The 12,607-nt window shown below is 33.0% G+C and carries 12 protein-coding genes and 1 tRNA gene; 4 read left to right on the forward strand and 9 right to left on the reverse strand.

All coding sequences use genetic code 11. The annotated features are described in order from the left end of the window. Positions 1-435: 435 nt before the first annotated feature. The 4 genes from M4I23_RS16700 (at position 436) to rpe (ending at position 3,122) form a co-directional block, all read left to right on the forward strand. On the forward strand, positions 436-1,299 hold the full coding sequence (locus M4I23_RS16700; RefSeq protein WP_034041378.1) for an RNA polymerase sigma factor RpoD/SigA: 864 nt from the start codon (positions 436-438) through the stop codon (positions 1,297-1,299). A gap of 191 nt (positions 1,300-1,490) precedes the next feature. Further along, complete coding sequence (locus M4I23_RS16705; protein ID WP_249755170.1) at positions 1,491-1,898, forward strand: BLUF domain-containing protein; 408 nt, start codon at positions 1,491-1,493, stop codon at positions 1,896-1,898. Between the two features lie 110 nt (positions 1,899-2,008). Then, complete coding sequence (locus tag M4I23_RS16710; protein ID WP_249755171.1) at positions 2,009-2,416, forward strand: BLUF domain-containing protein; 408 nt, start codon at positions 2,009-2,011, stop codon at positions 2,414-2,416. Positions 2,417-2,459: 43 nt separating this feature from the next. Continuing rightward, on the forward strand, positions 2,460-3,122 hold the full coding sequence (gene rpe / locus M4I23_RS16715) for a ribulose-phosphate 3-epimerase (RefSeq protein ID WP_158845144.1): 663 nt from the start codon (positions 2,460-2,462) through the stop codon (positions 3,120-3,122). On the opposite strand, the gene M4I23_RS16720 is transcribed toward rpe, so the two are convergent. From M4I23_RS16720 to M4I23_RS16760, 9 genes are all read right to left on the reverse strand, one after another. Beyond that, a complete protein-coding gene (locus tag M4I23_RS16720) occupies positions 3,119-3,538 on the reverse strand; it encodes an HPP family protein (RefSeq protein WP_158845147.1) in 420 nt (139 codons plus the stop codon). The genes rpe and M4I23_RS16720 overlap by 4 nt on opposite strands. A gap of 544 nt (positions 3,539-4,082) precedes the next feature. After that, positions 4,083-4,156, reverse strand: a tRNA-Arg gene (locus tag M4I23_RS16725). Between the two features lie 27 nt (positions 4,157-4,183). Then, positions 4,184-4,633 (reverse strand): GatB/YqeY domain-containing protein, encoded by a 450-nt coding sequence (locus M4I23_RS16730; protein WP_158845150.1) that lies wholly within the window; start codon positions 4,631-4,633, stop codon positions 4,184-4,186. Positions 4,634-4,795: 162 nt separating this feature from the next. Next, the gene (gene ftsZ / locus M4I23_RS16735) at positions 4,796-6,802 is read right to left on the reverse strand and encodes a cell division protein FtsZ (protein ID WP_158845153.1); all 2,007 of its coding nucleotides are present in this window, start codon (positions 6,800-6,802) and stop codon (positions 4,796-4,798) included. Between the two features lie 65 nt (positions 6,803-6,867). After that, complete coding sequence (gene ftsA, locus M4I23_RS16740) at positions 6,868-8,193, reverse strand: cell division protein FtsA (protein WP_158845156.1); 1,326 nt, start codon at positions 8,191-8,193, stop codon at positions 6,868-6,870. A 3-nt stretch (positions 8,194-8,196) separates the two neighbouring features. Continuing rightward, positions 8,197-8,889, reverse strand: coding sequence for a cell division protein FtsQ/DivIB (locus M4I23_RS16745; RefSeq protein WP_262922301.1), 693 nt, complete (start codon positions 8,887-8,889; stop codon positions 8,197-8,199). A 16-nt stretch (positions 8,890-8,905) separates the two neighbouring features. After that, positions 8,906-10,258, reverse strand: a complete 1,353-nt coding sequence (murC, locus tag M4I23_RS16750) for a UDP-N-acetylmuramate--L-alanine ligase (protein ID WP_158845161.1) — start codon at positions 10,256-10,258, stop codon at positions 8,906-8,908. After that, complete coding sequence (gene murG / locus M4I23_RS16755) at positions 10,259-11,353, reverse strand: undecaprenyldiphospho-muramoylpentapeptide beta-N-acetylglucosaminyltransferase (RefSeq protein WP_158845164.1); 1,095 nt, start codon at positions 11,351-11,353, stop codon at positions 10,259-10,261. 54 nt (positions 11,354-11,407) lie between these two features. Then, positions 11,408-12,601, reverse strand: coding sequence for an FtsW/RodA/SpoVE family cell cycle protein (locus M4I23_RS16760; RefSeq protein ID WP_158845167.1), 1,194 nt, complete (start codon positions 12,599-12,601; stop codon positions 11,408-11,410). Positions 12,602-12,607 lie beyond the last annotated feature (6 nt).

Consider the following 12,607-nt stretch of genomic DNA (forward strand, 5'->3'; position numbering starts at 1 on the left):
TAAAACAGCGTAATATATGAAAATCTCATCAAATTTATTAACACTTTCTTAAATTTTGAAAAAAACCAGACCGCACCTAAATCCTTGTGAATCAACAAAATGAAATAACCCATATAGATCACTCTTCAATGAAGTATGAATTACCTCATTAAATTTACATCTATATGTTTAAATTACATTTATTTTCAGACCTAAAAACACATAAGATGACATCTAAATTATAAACTTAAATTAATTTTAATCTTGAGCTATAATATTTAACAAAAATACATTCCACCAACTAATTTAAGAAGCTAAAATGTGACTTTTTATTCCTTTTCGAGTCTATATAATATAGATATTAAAAAATAGTTTGTTTTTTTTGTAACATTTATTGATATATAAACGTATAACTATTGAATACCTTAACAGAGAACCTAAACAACATACTTTATAATGAGACAACTTAAAATTACCAAGCAGGTTACCAATAGAGAGACCGCATCGCTGGATAAATATCTTCAAGAAATTGGAAAGGTTGATTTAATTACTGCAGACGAAGAAGTTGAATTAGCACAACGTATTAAAGCGGGAGATCAAATCGCTTTAGAAAAGTTAACAAAAGCTAATTTACGTTTCGTAGTATCGGTTGCTAAACAATACCAAAACCAAGGTCTTACATTACCAGATTTAATTAATGAAGGTAATTTAGGTTTAATTAAAGCTGCACAACGTTTTGATGAAACACGTGGTTTTAAATTTATTTCTTATGCTGTTTGGTGGATTCGTCAATCTATTCTTCAAGCATTAGCAGAACAATCTCGTATTGTGCGCTTACCATTGAATAAAATTGGTTCGATTAACAAAATTAATAAAACATTTGCCTTTTTAGAGCAAAGCCATGAGCGTCCTCCTTCTGCTGAAGAAATTGCAAAAGAATTGGATATGACGATTAATGATGTTAAGGAGTCGATGAAAAACTCTGGACGTCACGTAAGTATGGACGCTCCCTTAGTTGAAGGAGAAGATTCTAACTTATACGATGTATTAAATTCAGGTGAATCTCCAAATCCAGATCGTGAATTATTACACGAATCATTACGTACAGAAATTGAACGTGCTTTAGAAACATTAACACCTCGTGAGGCTGATGTTATTCGTTTATACTTTGGTTTAGGAAACCAACACCCAATGACTTTAGAGGAAATAGGTGAAACTTTCGACCTTACACGAGAACGTGTGCGCCAAATTAAAGAAAAAGCTATTCGTAGATTAAAACATACGTCTAGAAGTAAAATACTTAAAACATATTTAGGTTAGTAAAATCATTTTTTTACGACTAAATAATGACTACAAACAGTTACAAAAATAACTGTTCGTTTTTTGATTGATGAAAGAACCCGCGGCTGATTACCGCGGGTTTATTTTTTTATGCATTTTGAGATTTTCTTATTTCATACTATTTTTTTTATACTTTAGCGAAACCACTATAAAGTTTAACCAACTCAACTATGAAAACCATTTGCTATATAAGTCATTCTGTAGAACATAAATCCCAAGAAAAACTAAAAACATTATATAATAAAGCTAAAATAAACAATTCAAAGCAAGGTATAACAGGTATTCTTATATACAAAAATCAAACCTTTTTACAAGTTCTTGAAGGCGAAAAAAACACTGTTAATGAGGTTTTTGAAAGAATTAAAATCGACCCAAGGCACCAGCACGTTCTTAAAGTAGTAGACACTTCGATTGAACAAATTATTTTTCAAGATTATCATTTTGGCTTTACAATAGTAGATAACAAGCAAGCAATAAAAAACCTCCATAACTATTTAGAATGGCTTCGTGGAGCAGAAAACAAGTTCGCAAATCAAATTATTGTTATGGTCGAAAACTTTATTAACGTTTCTCAATAACTAAAAGACAGAATATTTGACTACAGAATCACCATCTTTATAAACAAAAGATTAATCTGTCAAAACCTGTCTCTTTATATTTACAAAATTTATATTACTATATTTGGTAAATGCTAAAAACCATTTGCTATAAAAGTAAGATAAAATCAACTCTAAATATTTTAGAACTCGAAGCCTTATTCAATGAAACCCAAAACAAAAATGACACCGAAAACATTACGGGAGTTTTAGTAAAAAAAGAAAACACTTTTTTTCAAATAATTGAAGGGCAATCTACTGCAATAGATAAAGTTTATCTAAAAATCAAAAAAGATTCGAGACATACAAATATTATCGAAATATTAAACAATCCCATTTCTCAATTAAGCTTTAATGCCTTCGGTACCAATTATATGGTTATTGAAGATATTAATGCACTTTACGGCTTACAAAAATACATTACAAACTTAGAGCAAAATAATTTTGAAAACGGTAGTCTCTTTTTAAAAATTATTGAAGACCTATTAACTACCAACTAATAAAAAACATTAGATTTGCGGAAACAACGCAAAATCAAATAAAATGTCTTCTAAATTAATTGCACCTTCCATGCTTGCTGCCGATTTCGGCAACTTACAACGTGATACAGAAATGGTTAATAACAGTGAAGCCGATTGGTTTCATATTGATGTAATGGATGGTCATTTTGTACCAAACATCTCTTATGGTATGCCTGTTATTGCTGCTATTAAAAAGCATGCTACAAAACCTTTAGATGTGCATTTAATGATTGAAAAACCAGAACGTTATATTGAAGAATTCGCAAAAGTTGGAGCAGATATTATTACTGTTCATCATGAATCTACAGTACATCTACACCGCACACTTACTCAAATAGAAGATGCAGGCTGTAAAGCAGGCGTGGTTTTAAACCTTACAACACCTGTTTCTGTTTTAGAAGATATTCTACCTAAGTGCTATATGGTTTTACTTATGTCAATAAACCCAGGTTTTGGTGGCCAAAAGTTTGAGGACATGACTTACAACAGAGTAAAAAAGCTTCGAAAAATGATTAACGAACAAGGTTTAAATACACGAATTGAAATTGATGGTGGTGTTACCGATAAAAATATCAAACAACTAGTTGAAGCTGGCGCAGATGTTTTTGTTGCTGGAAGTCACGTATTTAAAAGTGAAAACCAAATAGAAACAATAAAACAATTGAAAGCTTTAGCTAATTCTTAACATTCTTTAATAAAATAGTTTAATAAATCCCTAGTTGTAATAATACCTAGTAACACTCCATCCTTTTCAACTGGTAAAGAATGAAACCCTTTACTAGCCAAAATTAAAGCTACATCTTTAATTGATGTTTCTGGAGTTACTGTAACTACATTTTTCTCCATAACCTGCTCTATAGTAAAGTTATTAGGCACTACACTATCTAAGCTGTAATTATTATCTGCAATAGCTTTAGGGATGCTAATACGCATTAAATCGGTATAACTAATCATACCAATAATACTCTCTCCTTCAACCACGGGTATATGTTTAATTCTATGTCTATTAAAAAGCATTTCTGCTCTTTTTAAATCATCTTCTCTAGTTAAACCTATAATTGTTTTAGTCATTATAGTAGATATAGGTGTGTTTGCTTTCATCTTTCTTTTTTTATTACAAGCGTAAATCTATTGAAGAAAGATAACTTATTCTATGACAAATATCACTAAAGAAATTATTCAGAATTCTTTATTCGAAAAATGACATAAAATAACGCATAGAATTTTCACTACTAGTATTTATAAAAAAGAGGCTAAATTACACTTTGCCCACAAAACTCGTTTAAAGACACAACCTATTACTTTTTAATATTGATAAGACCTAGCTGTTTCTTTTTTTGTGTTTAGATTCATTAACAAAAATTAAAATCACACAAATAACAAAAACTACAGTAGCACATAGAAATAAACGAAATCTTGTAGATTCTAAACTTAAATCAACAAAGTCAAAGCTTAGAATATTTAAAAGCATCGCAATTATAAGCACTATTTTAGATAAATTTCTTTTAATCATATTTTTATAAATTTTTCCTTAGAAAGATATAAATAATTCTGAAATAGCTAATTGTCTTCTCTTATAGATAATTTCATTGGTAAAAAAAAAATGTGAAACGTTTTAAACAAACATTTCACACTTTTATATTTGTGACCGCGAAGGGATTCGAACCCCCAACCATCAGAGCCGAAATCTGATATTCTATCCAGTTGAACTACGCAGCCATTTTTCCGCCTAAGCGATATTGTTTATTAAATTAATTTTTGTTTTACTATAGAAGAAATAGTTTTACCATCGGCTTGTCCTGCAAGTTCTTTGCTAACCATTCCCATAACTTTACCCATATCTTTCATACCGTCTGCTCCTGTTTGTTCTATAACAGCAACAACTACCTTTTCAATTTCCTCATCGGATAACGCTTCTGGTAAAAACTGAGAAATAACCTCTGCCTCTGCTAGTTCCGGAGTAGCCAAATCTTCTCTACCTTGCTCTAAATAAATAGCAGCACTATCTTTACGTTGCTTTACTTGTTTCTGAAGTATTTTAAGCTCTTGATCTTCGTTTAACTCTTCTTTAGCTCCACTTTCTGTTTGAGCTAACAAAATAGCCGATTTTACAGCACGCAAAGCCGTAAGTGCCGTTTGATCTTTAGATTTCATTGCACTTTTAAGCGCAGTCATTATTTCTTCTTGAAGAGCCATTTTTCAATTTATTTAGTATGCGAAGATAAAAAAAACTTAGTATTAAATTACTCGAATCAATGATTAGTTTCGGTAGTAAATTTTAAAAAAACCATAAAAAAACCCAAAAAGTATTGTTTACTTTTCGGGCTTATTATTTAGATAAATTTACTAGTTATATCATTAATCTACATTATCATGTAAAAATGAATTATTACTTCTCACTTGTAAATCATCATTATCATCTAAACCAATGCTTGTTCTAGAAAAATCGTTATCTGATGAGTGTTTAGAATCCTCTAAATTAACACCTTGACGTTTGTATGCTGGCACTTTTTCTATATCATCAATTTTTGCATTATTGAATTTATAGTTGAAATCCTTCATTTTACGACGGCGTTCTGCTGCACGTTCTTTCAATAATTCTGAAATTGGCGTGTTCATCGGGTCAATCTCTTCCTCTACAACATCTTTCTTAACAGGTTCTTCTTTCCTAACCACTTTTCTTTCGAAAACAATATCTTCTCCTATTTCATCAATAATCTGTTTAGCAGAAGTTTGTTTTCTAATTAACGCCGCTTCTACTTCCGAGAAATCATCTAAAGAATACCTAACATCTCCGTTTGCATTCGGTTTAACTTCTGGAATAACCTCTACATGGTCGTTAACAGCAATATCCTTAATATCCTCATCGTCTAGACTGAAAGTAACTTTCTTCTCGATAACTTCTTCTTTTCTCTCTTCCTTTTTAGTCTCACGGCTAATTGGCAAATCGAAGGTTAAGGTTATTTGTTTTTCTTCTTCAAAGTCTTCGGCAATTACTTCAACTTCACGACTATTTTCAAATTCGTCTATTTGTTTATTTACAGAGTTAATAATAAAATCATCTTCATCTTCTACATTCACACGAACTTCATCATAAACGACTTTCATGTTTCTTAAAATCTCCGAGGTAGGAATTAAATCAATATTTTGTGGCGGCGATGATAATTTATCCTTTCTTATCACGCTTTTTTCCAAAAAAGTGAATTCCTCCTCTTCATCTAAATCCAACGTATGTTTTACTACTTTCGGCTCTTCCTTTTTTTCAACAACAACTGGCGGCACAATAACCTCAGATTTAACTTCTTTAGCTTCTATCTCTTTTTCCTCACTTAAAGAATGAATTACTTTTTTAGTTTCAGTATTAGAAATTTCGTCTTGTTGTTCAATATTAAAACCAGTTGCTATTATAGTTACAGCAATAGATTCATCTAAAGATTCATCTTCACCTACACCCATAATAATGTTGGCGCCGTGGCCAGCTTCATTTTGAATGTGGTCGTTAATTTCTCCTATTTCGTCTATAGTAATTTCTTGAGCTCCAGAAACGATTAAAAGCAGTACGTTTTTAGCACCTGTAATTTTATTATCGTTTAATAATGGTGAATCTAATGCTTTACGAATAGCATCTTGCGCACGGTTTTGACCAGACGCTAATGCAGAACCCATAATAGCTGTTCCACTATTACTTAATACGGTTTTAGCATCACGTAAATCAATATTTTGTGTATAGTGATGTGTAATAACTTCGGCTATACCACGAGCAGCGGTAGATAGTACTTCATCTGCTTTCGAGAACCCGGCTTTAAAACCAAGATTTCCGTAAACCTCACGAAGCTTATTGTTGTTAATTACAATTAATGAATCGACCATACCTCGCAATTTCTCAATACCTTTTTGAGATTGTTCGATACGCATTTTTCCTTCAAACTGAAAAGGCATAGTAACAATGCCTACAGTTAAAATATCCATGTCTTTGGCCATTTTAGCAATAATAGGGGCTGCACCAGTACCAGTACCACCACCCATTCCGGCAGTAATAAATACCATTTTAGTGTTTGAATCTAACATTTGAGAGATATCCTCAAAACTTTCTACTGCCGATTGTTCTCCGATATCAGGATTTGCTCCTGCACCAAGACCTTCGGTTAAGTTTAGACCTAATTGTATTTTGTTTGGAACACCACTGTTTTGCAAGGCTTGTGCATCGGTATTACATACGTAAAAGTCGACACCTTTTATACCTTGTTGGAACATGTGATTGATAGCGTTACTACCGCCACCACCAACGCCAATAACTTTAATAACATTTGATTGATTTTTAGGTAAATCAAATGCAATGTTTTCGAATTCTTTGTTGCTGCTCATAACTCTGTTTTACTGGGGTTTTGTACTAAATATTTTTTATTCAATGGATTTCTTTATCAATATTTTTATTCTGCGTTATCTAAAAAATCTTTAACGCGTTCGGTTAATTTATCGAGAAAAGAACGTCTTTCTCTAACCGGTTCTACTTTAATTTCTTCAGCAGGGCTGTCTTCTATTTCTACTTCTTCTTCTATAACTTCTTCTTCAACCTGTTGCTCTATTTTTTTGCGTTCTTGACGTTTTAACCCGTCTAACACTAAACCAACTGCAGTTGCAAAAAGCGGACTTGTAACATCCTCGTTACTATCGCCTGCCAAATGTTCGTTAGGGTAACCAATTCGGGTATCCATACCAGTTATGTATTCTACCAATTGCTTTAAGTGCTTTAACTGGCTTCCTCCACCTGTTAAAACAATACCCGCAATAAGGTTTTTCTTTTGTTCTTCGTGACCGTAATTTTTAATTTCAACGTACACTTGTTCTATAATTTCCACAACACGTGCATGAATAATTTTTGAGAGATTTTTTAATGTTATTTCTTTTGGTTCACGACCTCGTAAACCTGGAATAGAAACAATTTCGTTGTCTTTGTTTTCGCCTGGCCATGCTGAACCAAACTTTATTTTTAATAATTCGGCTTGTTTCTCAATAATAGAACAGCCTTCCTTTATATCTTCTGTAATTACATTTCCTCCGAAAGGAATAACTGCGGTATGACGAATAATACCATCTCTAAAAATGGCTAAATCCGTTGTACCTCCACCTATATCAATTAACGCGACACCGGCTTCTTTTTCCTCTTGGCTTAAAACTGCATTAGCTGATGCTAAAGGTTCTAACGTGATACCTTCTAAATTTAAATCGGCGCTTTGTATACAACGTCCAACATTTCGAATAGATGATACTTGACCAACTACCACATGGAAATTTGCTTCTAAACGGCCACCATACATTCCTATAGGCTCTTTTATTTCAGCTTGACCATCAACTTTATATTCTTGTGGTAATACATGAATAATTTCTTCCCCTGGAAGCATTACTAATTTATGCACTTGGTTTATTAATCGATCTATATCATCTTCATCAATGACAAGTTCCGAATTTGATCGCGTTATATAATCGCTATGCTGTAAACTTCGAATATGCTGTCCCGCAATACCTACCGTAACACCATCAATTTTCATTTCGGCTGCTGCTTCTGCTTCTTGAACTGCTTGCTGAATGGATTGAATAGTTTGTGTAATATTATTTACTACACCACGGTGCACACCTAAACTTTTAGACTTTCCTATGCCTAAAATTTCAAGTTTGCCGTATTCATTTTTACGACCAATCATAGCCACAATTTTTGTGGTCCCTATATCTAATCCTACTGATATGTTATGCTCCATGGCTTATATTTTGGTACATACTACTTGGTTATCGAATTGCAAATTTACTTTGCTATAATTATCTAGCGTCTTTTCTTTGATGTTTTTTTGATAAAATGCTTTCAAATTATTTATTTTTTTGTCTATTAATTCTAAATCACCTAATTGCACTAAAAACTTACACTGTCTTAATTTTAAAAATAACACATTATTAGCACTTTGGTGAATTTCAATGACATTCGTTTTTAAAAAATGATCATCTTTAATTTTTGTTGCAATTTTAAATATGTTTTCTAAGTTATTTTTCTCAACAAAACCAGTAACAAGTGGCACTCTTGCCGAATAATTAGTTGACAACGGCATATAAAAACCGCGATCGTCAATATAATAAGAGGCATTTGTATTAACTCGTGCTATTGGTGTTTTTTGTTCTATTTCGGCGTTAAGCGTACCATTTACTGCTATATAAACTTCCGCACTTTCAATCATTGGATTAGATTTGAGAGTATTTTCCAACTTATTCAAATCTAAAGTTTCTTTAGCAACGTTTCTAACACTACCGTAATTTTGTATTAACAATTTACTAACAGTCTCATTAGTAATAAATAAGTTATCCTCTCCAATAAATTTCACAGCGGGATCTGTTACAAACCTCGTGTTATTTCTTCCTGATGCAAAAGCAAATAGAAAAACTACCAAACCGAGCAAACCGATCATCTTTATGTAATTCCAATTAACTTTCACAACTCAACGTTTTTTTTATATATTTTACTTGTTCGCCAATATCACCTGCACCAATAGTAAGTATCACATCAGCATTACTTTTTTTAATTTCTGAAAGCATTTCGGCTTTATTCACCAACTGCTTATTTTCAATTGTAACCTTATCCAATAACCATTCCGATGTTACGCCTTCAATAGGTAATTCTCTAGCAGGATAAATATCCAATAACATTAACTCATCAAACTGCGATAAGCTTTTTGCAAAATCAGCAATAAAATCTTTTGTTCTGCTGAATAAATGTGGCTGAAAAATAGCCAATACTTTCTTATTTGGATACATTTCACGAACCGCTTGATGTACAGCATTAATTTCCTCTGGATGATGTGCATAATCATCAATATACACCAAGGCATCCGTTTTAATTTGATAAGTAAATCTGCGTTTAACACCTTTGTAAGATGCTAATGCCTTGGCGAGCTGTTGGTACGGGCAACCATATTCTACAGCCATCGCCAAAGCCAATAATGCATTCGACAAATTATGTCTACCTGGCAGGTTAAACTCCAAATTTTCTAGCACTGTTATTGGTGTTTTTACATCAAAAACATAAGTGCCATTTATAATTTTTATATTTTGAACAGTATAATCAGAATCATCTTCAATACCGTAAGTTATTCCCTTTAATGGTAATCCGTTTTTTATAAACAACTTACCGTTTGGTTTTATTCGTTTTGAAAAATCTTCAAAAGTTTTTTTTAATTCTGAAGCATCTCCATAAATATCCAAATGATCGGCATCCATTGACGTGATTCCAGCAAAATCTGGAGACAATGTCATAAACGAACGATCGAACTCATCAGCCTCTACAACTGAAACCTCTGCCCCTTGTAAAATTAAATTTGAATTATAATTTTCACTTATACCTCCTAAAAAGGCAGTAAGTGGTACATTACATTCATGCATTAAATGTCCAAGGATACTTGTTGTTGTCGTTTTTCCATGGGTTCCTGCAACAGCTAAACACACCGTGTTTTCCGTAATTAATCCTAAAATCTCAGAACGCTTTAAAACCTTAAAATCATTTTTTCTAAAGTAATTTAATTCTAAATGTCCTTTAGGAACCGCTGGTGTATAAACCACCAATGTATTTTCTGAATTTAAAAAAACCGAATCAATCTGTTTTATATCATCATCAAAATGAACTTGCACACCCAATTCCACCAAACTATCAGTAATTGCCGTTTGGGTTTTATCATAACCTGCCACAAGCTTATTATTCGCATTAAAATAGCGTGCTATAGCACTCATGCCGATACCGCCAATGCCAATAAAATAGATATTATGTATGCTGTTTAAATTCATTTATCTCTTTAGAAGCTTTTCAACTTCATTTACTATATCTTTCGTAGCATTTACCAATGCTAATTGTTTAATATTTTTTCCTAATTCTGCTTGACGACCTGGCGCTGCAATAAGTTGCGAGAACTTATTTTGAAAATCGGCATCCAAATCTTCCTCATTTATAATCATGGCGGCATCTTTATCTACGACAGCCATAGCGTTTTTGGTCTGATGGTCTTCAGCAACATTTGGCGATGGAATAAAAATCACCGGTTTTCCAACGATACAAAGCTCGGATACAGAACTCGCTCCCGCTCTCGAAATCACCACATCTGCAGCAGCATAGGCCAAATCCATGTTGTTTAAAAACTCATGAACCTGCACATTTTTGGTGTTTCCATAAATTTTATATTGTTGATAATATAATTTCCCGCATTGCCAAATAATTTGAACATTCTGCGTATCCAGAAAATCTAATTTCTTCTCAATTAATTGATTTATTCGTCGAGCCCCTAAACTTCCTCCAATAACCAAAAGCGTAACTTTTCCTTTTTTTAAATCGAAGTACTCTATTCCCGCTTCTCTTTTTGTATCAATGTCCAATAAACCTTGACGCACTGGGTTACCCGTTTTTATAATTTTTTCTACTGGAAAAAATCGTTCTAGATTATCATAAGCCACACATATTTTTTTAGCCTTTTTAGATAAAAATTTATTAGTGATTCCTGGGTATGAATTTTGCTCCTGAATTAAAGTTGGCACACCTTTAAAGTTTGCAACTTGCAATAACGGCCCGCTCGCAAATCCACCGGTACCAATGGCAATATCCGGCTTAAAAGATCTTACAATTCCATTCGCTTTCCACAAACTACTGATTAACTTAAATGGAAACATTAAATTTTTAAAGGTTAGCTTACGCTGAATACCCGAAATCCAAAGTCCTTTTATATCATAACCTGCTTGAGGCACTTTTTCCATTTCCATACGATCACTTGCGCCAACAAACAAAAACTCAGCATCAGGAAAACGTAGCTTTAACTCGTTCGCAATAGCGATAGCCGGATAAATATGTCCGCCTGTTCCGCCTCCCGATAATATAATTTTATATGGTTTCATACCTTATAGTCATTTCCCCGAAAGGGAATAATTCACTCTTTTTAGATTCAATAATTATATAGCTTCCGAAAGAATTTCTAACGGATTATCTTCATTTATTTCTTTTTCCTTGATTTCTTCTCGCCTAGCACTTACACTTAAGATAATACCAACAGCTAAACACGTCATCCAAATAGATGTTCCTCCACTACTTATTAATGGCAATGTTTGTCCTGTTACCGGAAACAACTCCACTGCAACCGCCATATTTATTAAGGCTTGAAAAACAATAGGCAACCCCACACCTAGCACTAATAATTTACCGAAAATAGTATCTGCTTTTTGAGATACAATTACAATTCTAAACAATAACCACATGTATAAAATCATGATTGAGAAACCACCTATTAACCCGTATTCTTCAATTATAATCGCAAAAATAAAATCGGATGATGATTGCGGCAAAGCATGTTTTTGAATACTTTTCCCTGGACCAACACCACTAATCCCTCCTGAAGCAATTGCTATTTTAGCTTTTTCAATTTGATAATCGGCATCGGTATCTTCGTTGTTCGAATAGTTTTTAATCCTATTTTCCCATGTTGTTACTTTTACATGAAGTGGCCCTGTAGTTAACTTAGCAACCATAATAAAGAACACCAAAGCAACTAAGCCTGAACCTAAAATCACAGCCAAATAACGAATTGGATAGCCTCCTAAAAAAACTAAAATCATAACCATTAAAAACATAATGGCCGCTGTAGAAAAGTTAGACGGCAAAATTAAAGCCAAAATAAAAAATACAGGTACCCAAAGCGGTAAAATTGATGCTTTAAAAGACACAACTACATCTTTTATCTTCGACATATATCGCGCCACATAAACCATTAACACAACAAACGCCAGCGTAGATGTCTGAAAAGATAACCCAACAACAGGTATCTTAATCCATCGGCTCGCACTTGCTCCTCCCATTACCGTTCCTTGCATCATAGTAATTACCAACAACACCAAAACCACAGGAATCATAACTAAAGACAAGCCTTTAAAATAACGGTATGGTATTTTATGAACACCATACATAATAGCAAAACCTAAAAACAAGTGCATAAAGTGTTTTACGAAAGAAATAAATGTGTTTCCGTCGTATTTACTGTACGCCAAATCGCTCGCCGCACTATACACAGGCAAGAAAGACAATATAGCTAGCAGCGCTACAATTGCCCAAATTAATCGATCTCCTTTTATGTTTTTAAATAACGCTTGCATTTAATT

Source organism: Algibacter sp. L4_22 (genome assembly GCF_023473045.1).
GTDB lineage: Bacteria > Bacteroidota > Bacteroidia > Flavobacteriales > Flavobacteriaceae > Algibacter.